Origin of the sequence: Microcoleus sp. A2-C3 (assembly GCF_036706065.1) — a bacterium.
Lineage (GTDB): Bacteria > Cyanobacteriota > Cyanobacteriia > Cyanobacteriales > Microcoleaceae > Microcoleus.
The window spans coordinates 1-18,033 of record NZ_JAUBVX010000086.1 but is presented as its reverse complement, the minus strand read 5'-3'; the positions used below and the strand labels follow the sequence as shown (position 1 = coordinate 18,033).

Here is an 18,033-nt window from a genome sequence, read left to right as displayed (position 1 = left end):
TCATTCTCTCCCGGCGCGGTGGCTCTAGTTCTTCTTTTGCCACCGTTCTCATCTTTATTTAGTCTAAACTACAGTCGTAAGCTACACAGTCGTTAGACTGGATTACGCACCGTGCTAATTTCACAGCATGGTCTCTACGTTGCCTACTTATTTTGAGGTGGCGCTTCCCTAGAATCACCCTAGCTTGACCTCTATTCTTAGAGCCTTTAACGCGCTTTGAAACACGTCTATGGGCTTTGTTTAATTTACGCTCTCCTTTGGCAAGAAATCGTGGGTTTTCAACAGCAATACCTTTGGAATCGGTGTAGAATTCTTTCAGCCCCACGTCTAATCCGATGGCACTACCTGTGACTTCAATCACTTCGGAGCGGTCAGCCTGAATACAGAATTGGACGTAATACCCGTCTGCACGCTTTACCAATCTGACTCGTTTAATTTGAGTACATGAGTAAAAATGCAAATCCCGTGTCCCTTTTAGCTTGAGTCTCCCGATGCCATTTTTATCTGTAAAGGTGATCTATTTTCGATCTGACGCCAATTTCCAACCGCTAGTTTTATATTCAACTGAGCGGTTGTCTTTTTGAAATTGCGGAAATCCTTTCTTGCCAGCAATCTTCTTTTTACAATTGTCGTAGAATCGGGAGATCGCAGACCATGCTCTTTCGGCGCTAGACTGCCGAGCCATGCTGTTTAATTGATCGCAAAACGGAAATTCTTTAGCTAAAAAAGCACTATATTTATTCCGGTCAAATTTGTCAACCTTTTTGTTGTCCATCCAAAATCGCAACGCTTTGTTGCGGATGAACTGCACTGTTCTAATTGCTTCATTAACCGCGTTAAATTGCTCTGGTTTCCGGTATGCTTTAAATTCAAAAACTAGCATGACCTCGACCTCATCACTATATTCTTATGCTAGCTGTACCAGACTAAGATTTTTGGTTTTGTTGCAAATATTTACTTATGTCGTAAGCTTAAAAAACAAGCCGTCCTAGAATGACGGGGTTTTAAACCCAATTTATTGATAAAATTGGCGCAATCTGATATCAGCCACGAACTTCTAGATGGATTTCGGAAATTTCTGGTTAAATTGGTTAAAGTGAAGGCATAGTTTTCAAATCATCCCACGGACACCAAACACTATATGGCAAAATCTGACCTAGGCAGTTTTGCGGTGGAATCCGAAGCCTCACTCGCAATCGCAGAGGATGAGGACACCGAGATCGATCGTCCGACGGTAAGTAGAGCGTCAGCATACAACAGTTGGTCTGCCGACGATCCCGTGGGAGCTTTGTTCAAAGAAATGGCTCGCTATCCTCTACTGAGTGCCACCGAAGAGGTGGAGTTGGCACGCCGCGTTCAAGAATTGGTAGCCCTTCAGGAACTAGAAGAGCGTTTAAAGCAGGAATTGGACAGAATGCCAACAAAAGCTGAACTCGCGTCGGCTTTGGGAGTGAGCGAAACTCAACTGCAACAGCTTCGCCACCAGTGTCAGTCGGCGAAACGGAAAATGATCAGCTCAAATTTGCGCTTGGTGGTTTCAATTGCCAAACGCTATCTCAATCGGGGCGTACCTTTTCTAGATTTAATTCAAGAAGGAGCTTTAGGTTTGAATCGAGCCGCCGAAAAGTTCGATCCTGAGAAGGGTTATAAGTTTTCTACCTATGCCTATTGGTGGATTCGCCAAGGAATTACCCGGACAATTGCCAATCAAGGGCGGACAATTCGGTTGCCGGTTCATATTGTCGAACAGTTAAATAAACTCAAAAGAGTTTATCGGGATTTGAAGCGTTCTCTTCAACGCAATCCCACTGAAACTGAACTTGCTAAAGAAATGGAAGTAACTTCCGAACAACTTCGTTACCTCCAGCAAGTACGTCGGCAATCTTTGTCTCTCAACCACCGTATCGGCTCGGAAGAAAGTTCGGAACTTTTGGATGTTATTGAAGATAACTCGACCCAATCTCCAGAAGCTCAGATGAATGAGATGATGATGCGCCAAGATATTTTGGAGGTGTTAGATAATATTTTGACTGAGCGGGAAAAAGAGATTGTTGCTATGCGTTACGGTTTGATAACTGGCGAACCTTACACTTTAGAAGAGGTCAGCAGTTTGTTCAATTTGTCCCGCGAACGAGTCCGTCAAATTCAAAATAAGGCAATGCGAAAGCTGCGCCGCCCTCAAGTGACGGAACGATTAAAGGGCTGGTTGAAATAAGCTCGAAAACATTGAGTTTGCATTTTGAAAAGTCTTAAATATCGGACGGCGAATGGAATTCGCGTCTAAACAAACAAAACCCGCCTCCGCGGGTTTAATTGGTTCCCAGGCTCATGCCTGGGAATCGATATCTAGAGGCTCTGCCTCCATTGTCCCAAACGAGGTAGAGCCTCTGAATCTACGTTACCAGGCTCCTGCCTGGTAACGAGTAAAATGACTAATAACTAATGACCACCCTTCGGCTCCCCTCGGCTACGATCGGGGCAAGTCGCTCGGAGGGCAAGATGACTAATGACTAATGACTACTGACTACTGACTACTGACTACTGACTACTGACTATTGACTTCTGACTTCTGTTATATTTAATTGTTGATTGTCGCTTATTAGTTATTGATTTATGTCTGATGAGGTGATTTTGCGCCCAGCTACCCGCGCCGATGTGCCGGTGCTGTTTGATTTGATTAAGGCTTTAGCTGAGTACGAAAAGTTATCTCACGCGGTAACAGGTAATGCGGTTGATTTGGAAAATCATTTGTTTGGTTCGCGCCCTTTTGCTGAAGCGATTTTAGCAGAATGCGAAGGTCGAATTGTGGGCTGGGCACTGTTTTTTTACAATTATTCTACTTTTTTGACTCAGCCGGGGATTTATTTGGAGGATTTGTTTGTGCTTCCTGAGTTTCGCGGGCGGGGAATTGGTAAGTCTTTGATTGTTTATTTGGCGCAGTTGACAGTGGAAAGAGGTTGCGGGCGTTTGGAGTGGAGTGTTTTGGATTGGAATGAATTGGCGATCGGATTTTACCAGGGTATCGGTGCTGATGTGATGCCCGATTGGCGGATTTGCCGGGTTGCGGGCGAGTCTTTGGCGACTTTGGCCTCGAAGATAAGAGTCGGCGATTGAAGTCGTGACTATACAAACGAAGTCCACTCCAAGCAGACTCAGAAATCAAGTAAATAATTGCCAAAAATATAGGAAAATTTAAGTGATAGTAGATTTTGATTGAGAGAGTAGATCGTGATTATTTGGGTAAACGAGCAAATCGATCCGTCGGGCATTCTTTATTCTTGTATAGCTTGTTGCGATGAGACTCAAGCAAAGGAATGCCACGCATCTTTTGAGCAGAATTTGACGGCAGAGCAAAAACAGCAGGGCTGGGTTGCTACGTTGCGGACTGTTAGTTCTTGGGATGATGTGCCTGTTAATGCTTTGAAATTGAATTGATGAGTGCAAGTCAATCAGCAGATTTATTCTCGCCGTGTTTCGAGTCTAGGAAAACGGCAGGAAAATGTGGCGCGTCTGTTGGCAGATTTTCGGGCCCGCAGTGTCGCGGACACGCTAGGGCGAAAAACCGTGCAAGTGCGATCCTCTTCGTTAGCGGAGTCCTCGTCTGCGAGGGCTCCGTTAACGACAAATTCGGATTTCTCAAACGGGTTTTAGCATTACTATTAATCAATAGAGGCATTTCAAATTGTCAAGTTAAGTTTTTATGATTGAAACCTTGTTTCATGCTTATACGCCTCTAGTTATCTGGACGGGCTTGGGACTGCTGCTGTTTCGGTACATCCCAGTTGATTTCCCCAAGCTGCTAAGCCGCTTTCTTTACTGGATTGGGATACCGCTGCAAATTGCAGTTTTAGCCCGTCAAAGTGATTTTTCTGGTGCTGTGGGATTCACGCCGGCGATCGCCATATTCGTGTTATTTGTGAGTACGAGTTTAGCTTGGTTGACTTGGCTGTTATTACGGCGGCTGAGTGCGCGGCACGTCAAAAAGCCATATTTTCAGGGCAAACATTCTCTAGTTAATTTATTTTTATTCAATATAAATTCCCTGACGCGATCGAGCCAAGGCAGTTTTATCCTAGCTGCAATGTTAGGGAATACCGGCTTTGTGGGATTAGCAATCACCCCCGCGATCATCAGCAGCGATAACAACAACTGGGCAGTCTTATACAGCGTCACCAACAACGTGATCGGAAGCTACGGTTTTGGTGTATTTATTGCCAGCTATTTCGGGCGTTCCGATGAAAAAAATCACTGGTGGATTCAGCTCCGGGACGTGCTGACAGTTCCCGCTCTGTGGGCATTTATTATTGGTTTTTTTACGAGAAGTATCCCCCTACCTGAGACAGTAGAATCGGGATTGCAGACTGCAATTTGGGGGGTAATTGCTAGTGCTTTAGTGCTGGTTGGTATCCGCTTGAGAGCTATTAAAACATGGCAAAGTTTTGAACTAGCCTTGGTTCCGTCGCTGTTAAAAGTGGTAATTGTGCCGGTGCTGATCGGATTGGGTGCTAGTTTTTGGGGATTGAGTGGCGATCCGAGGTTGGTTTTGGTGTTGATGTCGGGAACGCCTACAGCTCTTTCGGTGCTGATTTTAGCAGAAATCTATGAACTCGATCGCGATTTGTTAGCTAGCAGCATCGCCCTCACTTCTGTCGGTTTGCTGTTGATGCTTCCGCTGTGGCTTGCTTCGTTTAGTTAATGTTAGCTGAGTTAACAGTTGACAGTTGACAGTTGACAGTTGATCGAAGGAAGAGGGAATAAGGAAAAATAGTCCTGGATGCACATAATCTGTCTGTAGGGTGTGCACATCTTCCTCTCTCACAATAGCTGGCGGTTGCTAATATTAGCTGAAATTTTCAATCAGCTTGCTAAAATTTCGGATTACAATTAACAATAACTGCACGGGAAAAGACGTTGACATCCTCCACTGCCTAAAGGCGAGTGGAGGATGTCATCACTGCATCCATCAGCTCGACCTAGAGCATAGGAGAGCTTTTACTAATAACTGGTATGCTGCTTGACGAAATTCCTTTAATCGTTCACTGTTCCTGACGGGAGTGGATAGGTTTTCTTTTTCACCCTTATTCTTTCCCGGCGCGGTGGCTCTAGTTCTTCTGAAAGCCACCATTCTCATCTTTATCGGCTGATAATAGTCTAAGAAGTCACTGCGCCCAGCACTGGTGAATGTGGTTGATTTGTATTCAAAAACTCCAGATTCAGTCGGTAGCCGACATTACGCACAGTTTGAATCAGGCTCGGCTGTCGCGGGTCAATTTCGATTTTTTTACGCAGAGAGAGTACGTGAGTGTCGATCGTCCGGGGGTTGTCAATGGCATCAGGCCAGGCCCGACTGAGCAAATCGGAGCGGGATAGTGGCACTCCTCCAGCTTGAGCCAGCACGTACAGCAGGCTGAATTCCTGAGGAGTCAGCTCGATTTGTGCCTCATACAGCCTGACTCGGCGCTGCACCAAATCAATTTTCAGTAGCCCGCACTCCAGCATCGCCGGCGGTATCATCGTGCGGTTGCGGCGCATCAGAGCTTCTACCCTGGCCATAAATTCTTGCATCCCAAACGGTTTAGTCAGGTAATCGTCGGCGCCCGACTTCAAACCTTCAACAATATCGGCTTCCGAATTCCGCGCCGACAGCATCAAAATCAGCGATTGCTGCTGTTGCTGTAGCCAGCGGCAAAATTCTAAACCGTCCCCATCGGGCAATTGGGCATCCAAAATCACTAGGGTTGGCTGACGGCTAAAAAATATTTCCCTAGCGTGACTGATATCCGCTGACTGATGCACCCAGTGACCGACTTGCTGTAGATGCCAGCCCAAGAGCGATCGCAGGTGCGGATTCCCTTCAACAATTGAAATACTTGCAGATCCCACAACGGCGAGCTTCCTTATCACTAATGGCTACCAGGTTAACAGACCTTTTGTCAAGGTTTTGTAACCATCGTTACTCAAGCCGTAGCTACACTTAAAGCTGCGAACAAACTGATGGTACTAATTTTAAAGATTTGGTCAAGTTGCGATCGTCAGACCGGAGAAAGGTTAAATCATTCTGGCGGTGAGCTTACAATGAAAATAAGACAGTCTACAGCCGATCGACCCCATGACCCAACCGCCTGCTTTGACCGAACCCCCCGACCCAGCCCCCAGTCCCAGGAGGTTGACAAATTGCACAACTGAAACTAGAATTCCTGCAACCGTTCGCTCGGTAGCCGGAACACTCGCCCACTTTGACCGCAAAATTCAGCAACATCCCGACTCTATTAAACGCACGGTGAATTATCTAGGTGCGCGCGAAAGATTCGAGCCACTGCATTGCAGCAAGTGAAATTTTTTCTGGAGGGTAGCCTGTTGAGCAGGGTAAAAACTTTTATTTAGCAATCGCCTCTCTTCTGAGCTTACTCAGTATGAATCTAGGCCATTCCTAAATCCCGCCGTCATTATACACACCACAAAGGATTTCAAACTCACACCATGCTACAAGACACCCAAACAATCCGGCACTACCAAAAACTCACCGACGCCCTCGTCGAAATGTGGCATAGAGGTTATCGCTTCGATGACCTGCGGCTTTACTTAGATGGCTACTTAGCAGCCCTGCGACATTGTAACGGTCTGGAACCCTATCTGATTCACAGATTGGAGGAAGAAGCAGCACGTTACATTCACGACCCCTCGAATTTTGAAATGCCACAGACACAGACACAAACTGAAGCAGACTACTATTAATGCCAAATTCGGTTTAATAAACCCGCTGATTATTGGGTAATTGGCAATTGGTAATTGGTAATTGCCTTTTCTGATACCAACACTTATTACCAGAATGATTGAACGGGTCAGACCATCCGGTTTTGATAGCAGAGTCAGGAAGTTGCAAGCTGTAGCTGCAAAATAGATGTTTAGTAGGGCGGGGCTGTGTCCGCCCTACTGTTGTTAAAATTAGAAGTTGGGAAAAGTTTTGAGTTCCGAACTAAGAATTATTTAAGTCTTTAACTCACAATTTCCAACTCAAAACTCAAAACTTTCTTTCTCCTTTCCCTTGACTTTTATTTAAGAAGCCAAAGCCACTTCTACAACTTCTTGCAATTCGCCCTTTTGATACATCTCGATCAGAATATCCGAGCCGCCAAGAAACTCGCCATTGACATAAACTTGGGGAATTGTCGGCCAATTGGAATACTCTTTAACACCTTGACGAATTTCCTGGTCTGCCAAAACATCAACAGTTTCGTAAGGCACTCCCAAAGTGTTGAGAATTTGCACCACAGTATTAGAGAAACCGCACTGGGGCATTAACTTATTTCCCTTCATAAATACCATGATTTTGTTTTGCTTAACCAAGTCGTCAATTCTTTCATGTGCTGTAGTCATGGTAGCTCCTAATATTGTTTGAAAATTTTTAAACGTTGACTGACCCAGAAACCGGGTTTTTCAGGAAAATCTCTCGTTATAGCCCTAGATTCCGGTTAAAAAAACCTGGTTTCTTGGGTTCCTAAACGTTGACTGAGGCAGAAACCGGGTTTTTTACGAAAATCTCTGGTTATAGTCATAGATTCCGAGCAAAAACCCGGTTTCTTTGGTTTCTGTGCGCAAGTGCAGCAGTTGACTGAACAATTAAGCAACTGGACTTTTCGCTGCCCATTCTGCGGGAGTTAAGGTTTCCAAGGCCAAAGCGTGGATAGCTTCACTAGCCATTGCCTGTTTGAGAGCGCCGTAGACCAGTTGGTGCTGCTGTACTCGGCTTTTCCCTTCAAAGGCCGCAGAGACTACTCTCACCTGGTAGTGGTCGCCGCCACCGTTCAAATCGTCAATTTTTAGCTTAGCGTCTGGCAATCCAGTCTGAATCATTTCTGCAACTTGAGACGGTGTGACCATTAGTTTCTGTGATAGACGGCTGTAATTTAAATTTTAGTGGAACTACTTGTTAGACGATCGCGGTTGAGTTGCAGCAGGCCGGGGATAGGGCGCATCCACAAAACCCAATTCTAGTAACTGCTGGTAAGCTTTTTTGCCTAAGTCGCGAGTTGGCTGCTGCGATCGAATAATCTGAATTAGTAGGGGGACAGCCAGTTCGGGCTTATTTTGTGCCCGGTGTACCAATGCCAGCCGATAGGTAGCTTCGTCGCGCATTTGGGCTGTTTCCACAGCTTTGGTGCGGTTGCTGTCGGCTAAACGGATGTCAATTCCGGCAAAACTGCTACTCAGTTGTTGATAGAAGTTGGAGAGTTGATTGAAAATTTGGCGAGATTCTTGGAGCTTTTGAGCAGCGACAGTGTAATTTTGATTGGAAATAGCACCGCTGGCTTCTGTCATCAAACGCTGACCTCCTGGAATGCTCAGCACGCCACTGTCTTGCGCCGTAGGGCGGAGATTGTTGGGGTCTGTGGGGTCGTCGGCGGGTTCGACTTGCGGTTGGTTATCTGGTCGAGAAGGTTGTTGTGCTTGGGCTTGGAGCGGTTGAAACAAAGTCAAAACTGCGATCGCCCCGATCGTCATCCGGGCAGTGAAGCGAAGCCAGCAAACAGTTCCAGAGTATACCATGAAATTACTTTGCGCCTCGGCGCTTTAAAAAGATATTTAGCATGAGCCGATCTTACCATTGGCGATCGCAACCGGCTAAGTGTAAACCAATTTTGTGCAAATGTCAAAGGGTGCGATCGGGCAAAAGGCTGTTTAGGAAAAATTTAAGTAGGGACTTGACAGATTGTTCTCGAAATGAGAACATAGAGGTGTCGTTTAAAAAACGGTAACCGAATGAGACTAATTTCTCGCAAAAATCTTCTGAGTACGATCGAACCCTATGCAGATGCCCAGAGTGCGATCGAATCCTGGTACAAGCTCATCAAAGACAACAATTGGGAATCACTAGAAGATCTCCGACAGAAATATTCCAAATCGGTCGATCAAGTCTATGGATATACCATATTTAATATTAAACACAATAGGTATAGATTGATTGTACAAGTTAAATACAAAAGCAAAATTATATATTTTAAAAAATTTTTAACTCATGCCGAATATGACAAAATAAAGTGGAATGATGAAGATGAAGTTAAACAGAAAATAGGTTAATATCCCACTCAATACATCAGGGAAATATTACAGATTCCCTGATGTACTCAATAGATCCAAAACATTTACTCCAAACGTCAAAATCATGATACCGAGAAAGAAACACCCACCTACTACTTGAGAACCATGTCTAAGTAAGCAAGCAAAGGAATGAGAAATGAACATCACAATTGAAAAAACAGCTTACGGTCAACTGCTGGCGAAATCTCAGCCGAAGCCAATCCTGAACGAAGAAGATAATGATCTTGCCCTCGCAGAAGTCGATTTTCTGATGTCTAAGGAAGAATTAACACTAGAAGAAGAAACTTTACTGAGTCTCTGGGGGCTGCTGATCGAAGAATACGAATCAAAATATTACCCAATTCCAGAAGCGACTCCCCAAGATGTTCTGTTACATCTCATGGAAGTTCGCGAACTCAAACAAGCCGATTTAGTGGGCGTGATTGGTTCCAAAGGAGTAGTATCTGAGGTGGTTAATGGGAAACGGGCGATTAGCAAAGCCCAAGCTAAGGCGCTGGGAGAATTCTTTAATGTTAATCCTAGTGTGTTTATTTGAGAGAAGACAGAGAAGAGATAAGATAATACGGCGGTTGAAACCGCGACTACACAAACACTCACCCGCCTCCGCGGGTTGAAGAGATTGGGCGGTTGAAACCGCCCAGTCTTCTCTCCCAAATTAAACAGGAACATTTCTGATGGTACAATCAAGCAAACCCACCTCCGACACCCTCCAAAACTATCAAGGTATCGGAGTTCCAGAAGCAAGTCTGGCAGTGATTTTGCAGCGCGGCGGCGATGAATTGTTGCTGTCAAAAGTTCCCAACCGCTTTACAGTTCGCCCCTCATCAATAGCATCAGTCTCAAACAATTGGGCTGTAACAATTCCGGCAAAATTTAACCGTCGTGTCGGACAAAGCAATCTCGAAGAATATTTGGTTGCGCCAGAAAACCTAGATCCAGCAATGCAAGCAGCCCGCGCCAGCGATGATGTAGCTTTTGCTAGCCATGTTTATTGTCCGGCGAATAATCCGAGTACATTCTTTTATTTAACTAACCAAATTACTATTCAATTTGGTGAACAAGTAGACGAACAATCGCGAAATGCGATCGCCAACGCAGCAAATTTAACCATAAGTCGGCCAGTCGAAGGAATTCCCAACACCTTCGTCTGCTTCGTCACCAAACAAGCAACAGAAAACCCGATCAAAATTGCCAACCGCCTGACAAGATATCCAGAAGTTCTGGTGGCGGAGCCCAACATTATACTAGAAACTCAGCAGCATTATACACCGCGCGATCCGCTTTATCCCAAACAGTGGTATCTCAATAACAAAGGTGGCAACGAACTTGTCGGCGGTGCTCAAATTTATGCAGAACCAGCTTGGGATATAACTCGCGGCGTGCGATCGATCGTAATTGCGATCGCCGATGATTCAGTCGATCTGACGCATCCCGATTTTCAAGGCCAAGGCAAAATCGTCTCCCCCATTGATTTCAAAGACGGCGACACTTCCCCGATGCCAGTCGCCGAATCGGACAACCACGGTACAAGTTGCGCCGGTGTCGCGGCTGCGGAAGAAAACGGCAAAGGCATTGTCGGAGTCGCCCCTGGATGCGCCCTGATGCCCATCCGTACCACGGGTTTTCTCGATGACGATTCTGTCGAAAAAATCTTCAATTGGGCAGTGGAAAAAGGGGCCGCCGTCATCTCTTGCAGTTGGGGCCCAGGGGCAGTTTACTATCCGCTTTCCCTGCGACAAAGTGCCGTCATCACCAAAGCAGCAACCCAAGGGCGGGGCGGTAGAGGCTGCGTGATTCTGTTTGCTGCGGGCAATGCCAACCGCCCTGTCAACGGTACTGTGGACGAGAAAGGCTGGCCGAATAACATTTTGGGCGATCGAACTAAATGGCTAGCAGGATTTGCGGTGCACCCGGATGTGATTGCGGTGTCTGCTTCCACTTCCCTCAACAAAAAAGCAGCCTACAGCAATTGGGGCAACAGCATCTCGGTTTGCGCCCCCAGCAACAACGCGCCGCCGGGAACTTGGCTGCCAGAAACCGGATTTATTGCGACTGGGCCGGAGGTGTCGCAGTATTTGCCAGGTTTGGGGGTTTTTACTGCCGATCGAGTCGGTGTTACCGGCTACGATCCGGGGGACTACACGAATACCTTTGGCGGCACTTCCAGCGCCACTCCAGTAGTCGCTGGAGTGGCAGCTTTGGTGCTTTCCGCCAACCCCCGTTTGACGGCGCGGGAAGTGCGGGGAATTCTCGAACAAACTGCTGACAAAATTGTCGATTCCGAGCCCGATCCGCAGTTGGGAAATCGCATGGGAAATTATGATGCTAATAACCGCCGCAGCGATTGGTTTGGTTACGGGAAAGTGAATGCTTTGAAAGCTGTGCAAGCTGCGGTGAGAAAGGGCGGCGGCAATCCGAATATCGGCGGTGCGAGGTTTAGCGATATTTCTGGACATTGGGCACAGAAATTTATTGAAGCTTTGGCTGCGGCGAATATAATTAGCGGTTTGCCTGACGGTTCTTTTGGGCCTGACAACAGCTTAAATCGCGCTCAATATGCGGCGCTGTTGGTGAGTGCGTTTAGTCCGATTCCGAAGGTGCCGGCGACAAATTTTATTGATGTTTCTGCTAGTTTTTGGGCGAGAAGTGCGATCGAACGGGCGAATCGGGCGGGGTTTTTGTCGGGGTTTCCGGGCTTGAAGTTCGGCCCGAATCAGAATTTGACTAAGGCTGAGGCGATCGTATCTTTGGTTAATGGTTTGGAACTTAAGGGCGGAAATCCTGATGTTGTAAAAGTTTACACCGATCGATCGCAAATTCCTAATTTTGCTTTAAGTGCGATCGCCACTGCAACTGCTTTGAAGATTGTAGTTAATTATCCGGCGCGCGATCGGCTGTCACCGCAGCGGGACATTACCCGCGCCGAGATTTCGGCTTTGATTTACCAGACGTTGGTGGCAATTAATCGCGCAAAGGCGATCGATTCTCCTTACATTGTCTAGCCAATAAATCAACAATAACTATTGTTGGGGCGGGTTCATCAACAATCTATAAGATCAGCCAGAAAACCCGTAAACCCGCCCCAACCCGAATCTTGCGATCGATCGACTCAATAAATATCTGGCAAAATTCACTTTTTAATCAGGAAAATATCTGCGTCAATCTGTGTTTATCTGCCTTGAATCTGCGGTTACTCTATCAATCCAATTTTCAACCTCGAAAATCCCCCAAAGCTTTCAATGCAAACTGTGGCAAAGCCAACATTCTACGCCAGCGCCAAGGTTCTTGATAAAGCCGGTACAACCATTCTAAATGATTGTCGCAAAACCAAGCCGGCGCGCGGTCTTTTGTTCCCGCCCAAATATCGAAACTGCCGCCAACTCCCACCCAAATCGACTGAGGACAAAGATGCCGATGTTTGGCAATCCAAAATTCTTGGCGTGGCACTCCCAAGCCCACAAAAATCAGTTTGGGCTGTATCTTTTTAAGACTTTCACAAAATTCTTGTTCTTCATCTGCCGAAAGATAGCCGTGTTGGGAAGAAATCGACAATCCATTAACTTTTTGCTGCCAAGTCTCAGCAGCCGCCGCCGTCACTCCGGGGGCACCTCCAAAGAAAAATATTGGTTCCGAATCCGGCAATTTTCCAGCTAGTTGCAGCAGCGATTCTGCTAGTTCAATCCCTGGATAGCGCTGGGCCGGTTTGCCGCGCATTCGCAAGTACAGCACTACTCCAGAACCGTCGGGTATCACGAGCTCCGCAGAGCGAATTACATCGCCTAAAGCCTGGTTTTGCTCGGCTTGCATTGCCATTTCAGCATTCAGCGTTACGACGTGACTGCCTAACCCTTGATGCAGCCGCTCTATCAGCCAACCTGCATAATCGTCTAATATGTGAACTGGTAGTCCCAGTACGGAAAATTGCGGGCGCGATCGATCCATATTTCTTTCTTTGGGATTTCTGTATACTTAGTTAGTTAAATTAGTTTAGTTTGGCGATCGCCCCTACACAAGTCTGGAACGCCAAAAACCCGATTTTTGCCACCAAAAGTCTGTTAAGTCATCATTCCGTGGCCGATAAACCGGGTTTTGTACGAGACGCAGTACGTCACTGACTTAGAGTTTTGGTCGAAATTGTGATCGCCCGTTAGCGTTCAATTTTCTTGACAGAGCCGTCAGCGTACCATTCCATCGGTACTAGCTCAATTTTACCATTAATTTTCACTGTAGAGTAGACAATTTTTACAAAAGGAACGTTGTTGTTATTGTTGTTGCGGCTAGACATGGCAATCACCTTGTTATGTTTGAAAAACTTGAGAAGTGATATAATTTCTGATATATTTAAAAGTCTATTCACCGCAATTCGGCTCGCATCAGGAAAAAAAGGAACACGAAATGGCGATCGCAACAACCCAGCGGCAAACCAGGTTAGATTATTACTACCAGCAAATCAAAAACGTCATCCTCAAGCGCCAGAACCCAATTACCGGTTTGCTGCCGGCGAGTACGGCTGTTACTGCACACGGCGACTACACCGATGCCTGGGTGCGCGATAACGTGTATAGCATTCTGGCAGTTTGGGGCTTGGGTTTAGCCTACCGCAAAATTGATGGCGATCGCGGTAGAACATTTGAACTCGAACACAGCACAGTCAAACTGATGCGCGGTTTGCTGTTTGCGATGATGCAGCAATCAAGCAAAGTAGAAAGCTTTAAAAATACTCAGTTGCCGCTAGATGCCTTGCACGCTAAATACAATACTCAAACTGGCAGTATTGTTGTCGGCGATGACCAGTGGGGACACTTGCAGTTAGATGCTACATCTATATTCTTGTTAATTATTGCTCAAATGACGGCTTCTGGGCTGCACATAATTTTTACAATAGATGAAGTCAATTTCGTCCAAAATTTAGTTTATTATATTGGTAGAGCCTATCGCACACCCGATTATGGAATTTGGGAAAGAGGCCATAAAATTAATCGTGGCAATGCCGAATTGAATGCCAGTTCCGTTGGCATGGCAAAAGCAGCGCTGGAAGCAATGAATGGATTAGATTTGTTCGGAGTTAACGGTTCTCAAGCCTCTGTAATTCACGTTTTGCCAGATGAAATTGCCAGAAGTCGCATTACTTTAGAATCGCTTTTGCCTCGCGAATCTAGTTCAAAAGAAGTAGATGCCGCTTTATTAAGTGTGATTAGTTTTCCCGCTTTTGCTGTGGAAGATAAAGAATTAGTAGAACGGACTCGCAATAAAATAATCGACAAATTGCAAGGAAATTACGGCTGCAAGCGGTTTCTGCGGGACGGACACCAAACAGTTTTGGAAGATGCCGATCGCCTGCATTATGAACCTACAGAATTAAAGCAGTTCGATCATATAGAATGCGAGTGGCCGCTATTTTTCACTTATTTGCTCTTGGACGGCATATTTGAGGGAAATCAAGCCCAAGTCGAAGAGTACCAGCAGCGTTTGGCATCTCTAACAGTCGATCGCGCTGGTTCGCCACTACTACCAGAATTGTACTACGTCCCCGCCGCAAATATAGAAGCAGAAAAGTTAAATCCCCGCAGCCAGCAGCGCTTACCAAACGAAAATGTTCCCCTGGTTTGGGCGCAAAGTTTGTATTTTCTTGGTCAATTACTCAACGAAGGGTTAATCGCAGTTGGTGATATCGACCCGCTAGGAAGGCATTTGTCAGTGGGCCGGCACAGAGAACCCTTAGTGCAAATTGCCCTGTTAGCTGAAGATGAAGATTTGCAAGCAGAATTAGCTGCTAACGGCATTGCAGCCCAAACCCCTAAGCAAGTAGCACCAATTCAAGTCCGCCAGACTAAGGAATTATCCGCTATTTACGCGGAGATTGGACGCAACGATCCACTAGGCTTAACTGGTCGCCCCGTGCGCCGTTTGCGGAGTCTGACGACTTCCCGGGTGTTTAAAATTCGCGGAGAGGCGATCGTATTTCTTCCCTCATTTTTGGACAGAGAAGAATTTTACCTAACTCTAGACTACCATTTTCTAGTATCTAAAATCCAAAGCGAAATAGCTCACATTCACCGCCACTGGTATCAGTTGGGACGACCCACGGTAACGCTGATGCTGACTCACGCAATGCTCGAAACCGGCCGCGAAGCGCTGCTGGAATTGATGAAGCAACTCCGCGACGGAAACTCGGAAAATACGCCTGTCAAACTCGGAAATCTTAACCAGTTAATGCTGACTGCTGGCACCGAGAGAATTGATTTCATGCAACATTTTGAATTCACTGAATCTCCAGTGACAGGTGCAGTAGAAATCCCAACATATCTGAGTTACAATCCCGAAAAAACTTGGCCTTTGGGTCACACCCAAGAATTTAAATTAGAGTGCGAAACTAATCCTCAATTATTGCTCGCCAGCCTGCGCGGTTCAGAAAATTTGTACGAACAAATTGAGTTGCTGCACACGCTAATTCGCCTCAAAGGATTAAATTTTGAGACAGGATTTGGCGGTACGGAAGCAACCGTTGAAGTTGTGGATTTACTCAACGAAGTTTATACGAAAGCTGGAGAAAGTTCGCAATCAAGAATTCAATGGGCAGTTGTCCGCCACGCGGCTGGATTGCTGGATAAAGTTGATATCAGCTTGTCGGATGCAGTGACAGACATTTTGGTGCGGCAAAAACAGATTGCCGTGGGGAAAGCCTACAGCGAAGACTCGCTGATTTCGCGGCCTGGTTCTTACACGGAAGTCATGGACAAAATTCGCGAATTCTGCGGAGAAGACGTTCGCGATCGAGTTCTCACCCAAGAAATTCTCATTTACCTAGGCTTGCTAATTAAAGCCGAACCGCAGTTATTTAAAGGGTTGCTGACTCTGAGAGTGAGTTACTTTATTTTGCTGCTAACTAGCGAATTAGCCCGCGAATTGCGAGTTACGCAAAATGAAGCTTACGAATATTTAATGCAGCTAAGTCCCTTTGAAATTAAAAATCGCCTGCGCCAAGTATTGGCAGAATACGAGGAAATGAATCAAATCCTCAAAGATCAAGAATCCCTGCGCGTCAAACAGCCGGAAAAAGATATTGAATGGGTAGTCGCGTCAGTGTTTGAGGAACCCAAAATGCCTGCGGGTGGATGGCGGCGCAAGCGGCAAATGGAAGGTGCAGTCAACCGCGTACCGAAGGATTTTTATCCGAGTGTTTGGGGATTGTTGCGGCACTGCAAAGGCTTGATTATTGGCGATAAATTAGAGCGTCGAAATCGCTTAGATAGCGATATTATTTTAGCGGAAATGACACCGGGAGAAAAGAATTTTGCGCTGCAAATCGAGCATTTGCTGAACAAAATTGTAGCGCCGGAATACCGACAAGTCAATATTGAGGCGCTGATGGAGTTGGCGGCGATCGCCCAGCGCAACCCCGAATTGAAAGTAGAAGAATACATTGTTTTAGATGTATTAGTAGGTCACGCGGTGCGGCTGAGTTGGCTGGAAAGACACTCGGAAAGAGCGGACAGGTACGATGAAGATAAGGCGGCGGCGTGGCAAGGTTTTTATAATACTTCGCCTTACGTTTGTGCGAGTCACGTGCTGGATGCTTTCCGATTTTTGACTAGGTTTGGATAGATCATCTTTGACGCATAGATAGTCAGAAACCTGCTTCTTTACGAAAATATTTCTTGTTAGCCGCCGACCAAGTAAAAACCCGGTTTCTTTGGTTTTGCCGTTCATCAAAACCAATTCTCTTTCACAAATCAATTAACCAAATATTTTCAGTAAAATAATGCCAGCTATTAGTTCACTGTAGTTTAGACTAAAAAATGAGTACAGCTAAAAGTAGCCACCTTTGAATCTCAGGCAAGCTGTTGCTCAAAAACTCAAAAAGTAGAAGATTAAACAGCTAATCTTGAAGACTTTTTACGTCGAGAAACCCGTTTTTTAACGGTGGGATAGCACGGTGCCTTAGTTCGTACCCTTCCTTTTTCCCAACCAGGGGATTTTCCCCTATGTTTAGGGATTTTTGTTGGAGTCCCAATGTCAACCAAAAGCGAAAACATTGATTGGGCAACACGTCCAGGGGTTAAATTGATATTAGCAGATTGCCAGGGTAGTATATTCTCGACCACTAAATCCCTAGCTAACCAAAGTTGCCAACTCATCAATGGCATTAGAGCGCTCCAACGTTCTGATTGTTCGGGAGTTCTCAAGTTAGGCAATGTCCAATGTAATCGTTGCTTGGCAAACCTATACCAATGATCCACTCCAAAACGTCGTAAATACTTAAACCAAACTGTTTCTAGAGGAAGAGTTCGTTCTCCCACCCAAGCCAACCATAAGGGTGGAAATGGCTGACCGTTTGACATCGGCTTCATTCTTGTGACGAGGATTAAATTGACTCTCTGTTGGGCCGCACGATAAAAATGCAAGTCTAGCCATTGACTGACTCGGACTTGTCCCAACTCTGGGTGTTCGTCAATTTCAATCACAGTATCGGCTTGGAGCCATGTGGTTGGGTCACAGAGCCTCATTTTCTGCCCATGTTTGGGTGGTCTACCGCGACCACTATAGGCTGGTGGTGCTGACCACAAACAGGCATTCTTTCGGACTCTCATTAAACAATCGGCTTGAATATCTGCTATTGCCAGTACCCAACTGGCATTGCCATATTCTCGGTCTAAAACTGCTAAAACTGGGTTGACGCTGTGTTCACAGACAAGTTTGAGTTGGGAAGCTGCTTGAAGTATTGGTGAAGACCCACTACTGATTCTTTCGTGGAGTAGGGGTAATGCCCAACTTCCTTGAGCTTCCGGTATCCACGCAATGGTACTGTACCCTTGTCCAATAATTACACCCCCCTGATATTCATGGGTTCTGTCTTTTACTGGAGTTTAGACTAAAAAACGATCGCATCTAAAAGTAGCTGCCTTGGAAGATCCGGCAAGCTGTTGCTCAAAA

16 protein-coding genes and 1 pseudogene are annotated in these 18,033 nt (G+C 45.9%); 9 read left to right on the top strand and 8 right to left on the bottom strand.

All coding sequences use genetic code 11. The features are described 5' to 3' along the window. Nucleotides 1-73: 73 nt before the first annotated feature. A pseudogene (locus QUB66_RS28395) lies at nt 74-883 on the bottom strand (RNA-guided endonuclease InsQ/TnpB family protein); the annotation flags it as partial. Between the two features lie 258 nt (nt 884-1,141). Between QUB66_RS28395 and QUB66_RS28390 the strand changes: the two are divergent. The 4 genes from QUB66_RS28390 (at nt 1,142) to QUB66_RS28375 (ending at nt 4,696) form a co-directional block, all read left to right on the top strand. After that, nucleotides 1,142-2,215 carry an RNA polymerase sigma factor, RpoD/SigA family gene (locus QUB66_RS28390; protein ID WP_265233073.1) on the top strand — a complete coding sequence of 358 codons (1,074 nt, stop codon included), beginning with the start codon at nt 1,142-1,144 and terminating at the stop codon, nt 2,213-2,215. Between the two features lie 398 nt (nt 2,216-2,613). Beyond that, nucleotides 2,614-3,114: a GNAT family N-acetyltransferase gene (locus tag QUB66_RS28385; RefSeq protein ID WP_265233074.1), complete on the top strand. Its 501-nt coding sequence runs from the start codon at nt 2,614-2,616 to the stop codon at nt 3,112-3,114. A gap of 114 nt (nt 3,115-3,228) precedes the next feature. After that, nucleotides 3,229-3,435, top strand: coding sequence for a glycogen debranching protein (locus QUB66_RS28380; protein WP_265233075.1), 207 nt, complete (start codon nt 3,229-3,231; stop codon nt 3,433-3,435). Between the two features lie 265 nt (nt 3,436-3,700). Continuing rightward, a complete protein-coding gene (locus QUB66_RS28375; protein ID WP_265233076.1) occupies nt 3,701-4,696 on the top strand; it encodes an AEC family transporter in 996 nt (331 codons plus the stop codon). A 455-nt stretch (nt 4,697-5,151) separates the two neighbouring features. On the opposite strand, the gene QUB66_RS28370 is transcribed toward QUB66_RS28375, so the two are convergent. Then, nucleotides 5,152-5,883 carry a response regulator transcription factor gene (locus QUB66_RS28370; RefSeq protein ID WP_332970574.1) on the bottom strand — a complete coding sequence of 244 codons (732 nt, stop codon included), beginning with the start codon at nt 5,881-5,883 and terminating at the stop codon, nt 5,152-5,154. A 597-nt stretch (nt 5,884-6,480) separates the two neighbouring features. Between QUB66_RS28370 and QUB66_RS28365 the strand changes: the two genes are divergently transcribed. Beyond that, the gene (locus tag QUB66_RS28365; protein ID WP_265233078.1) at nt 6,481-6,735 is read left to right on the top strand and encodes a DUF6761 family protein; all 255 of its coding nucleotides are present in this window, start codon (nt 6,481-6,483) and stop codon (nt 6,733-6,735) included. Between the two features lie 321 nt (nt 6,736-7,056). Here QUB66_RS28365 and grxD read toward each other — a convergent pair whose 3' ends face one another. The 3 genes from grxD to QUB66_RS28350 all read right to left on the bottom strand — a co-directional run bounded on the left by grxD (nt 7,057) and on the right by QUB66_RS28350 (nt 8,547). Continuing rightward, a complete protein-coding gene (gene grxD, locus QUB66_RS28360) occupies nt 7,057-7,377 on the bottom strand; it encodes a Grx4 family monothiol glutaredoxin (protein ID WP_265233079.1) in 321 nt (106 codons plus the stop codon). Nucleotides 7,378-7,620: 243 nt separating this feature from the next. Then, a complete protein-coding gene (locus QUB66_RS28355; protein WP_265233080.1) occupies nt 7,621-7,881 on the bottom strand; it encodes a BolA family protein in 261 nt (86 codons plus the stop codon). Nucleotides 7,882-7,923: 42 nt separating this feature from the next. Further along, entirely contained in the window at nt 7,924-8,547 is a 624-nt protein-coding gene (locus QUB66_RS28350) for a hypothetical protein (protein ID WP_265233081.1), read from the bottom strand. 213 nt (nt 8,548-8,760) lie between these two features. On the opposite strand from QUB66_RS28350, the gene QUB66_RS28345 reads away from it, so the two are divergent. From QUB66_RS28345 to QUB66_RS28335, 3 genes are all read left to right on the top strand, one after another. Next, entirely contained in the window at nt 8,761-9,078 is a 318-nt protein-coding gene (locus QUB66_RS28345) for a type II toxin-antitoxin system HigB family toxin (RefSeq protein ID WP_332970576.1), read from the top strand. Between the two features lie 157 nt (nt 9,079-9,235). After that, nucleotides 9,236-9,634, top strand: a complete 399-nt coding sequence (locus QUB66_RS28340; RefSeq protein ID WP_332970577.1) for a helix-turn-helix domain-containing protein — start codon at nt 9,236-9,238, stop codon at nt 9,632-9,634. Between the two features lie 139 nt (nt 9,635-9,773). Continuing rightward, nucleotides 9,774-12,101, top strand: a complete 2,328-nt coding sequence (locus tag QUB66_RS28335) for a S8 family serine peptidase (RefSeq protein WP_265233084.1) — start codon at nt 9,774-9,776, stop codon at nt 12,099-12,101. A gap of 208 nt (nt 12,102-12,309) precedes the next feature. Here QUB66_RS28335 and QUB66_RS28330 read toward each other — a convergent pair whose 3' ends face one another. Together QUB66_RS28330 and QUB66_RS28325 are read right to left on the bottom strand one after the other, a co-directional pair. Then, on the bottom strand, nt 12,310-13,041 hold the full coding sequence (locus tag QUB66_RS28330; protein WP_265233085.1) for a WecB/TagA/CpsF family glycosyltransferase: 732 nt from the start codon (nt 13,039-13,041) through the stop codon (nt 12,310-12,312). A gap of 205 nt (nt 13,042-13,246) precedes the next feature. Then, nucleotides 13,247-13,384, bottom strand: coding sequence for a hypothetical protein (locus tag QUB66_RS28325; RefSeq protein WP_265233086.1), 138 nt, complete (start codon nt 13,382-13,384; stop codon nt 13,247-13,249). A 110-nt stretch (nt 13,385-13,494) separates the two neighbouring features. On the opposite strand from QUB66_RS28325, the gene QUB66_RS28320 reads away from it, so the two are divergent. Continuing rightward, on the top strand, nt 13,495-16,704 hold the full coding sequence (locus QUB66_RS28320) for a glycoside hydrolase family 15 protein (RefSeq protein ID WP_332970578.1): 3,210 nt from the start codon (nt 13,495-13,497) through the stop codon (nt 16,702-16,704). A 266-nt stretch (nt 16,705-16,970) separates the two neighbouring features. Here the strand turns inward: QUB66_RS28320 and QUB66_RS28315 are convergent, their stop codons facing one another. Further along, nucleotides 16,971-17,822, bottom strand: a complete 852-nt coding sequence (locus tag QUB66_RS28315; RefSeq protein ID WP_442923481.1) for a transposase — start codon at nt 17,820-17,822, stop codon at nt 16,971-16,973. Nucleotides 17,823-18,033 lie beyond the last annotated feature (211 nt).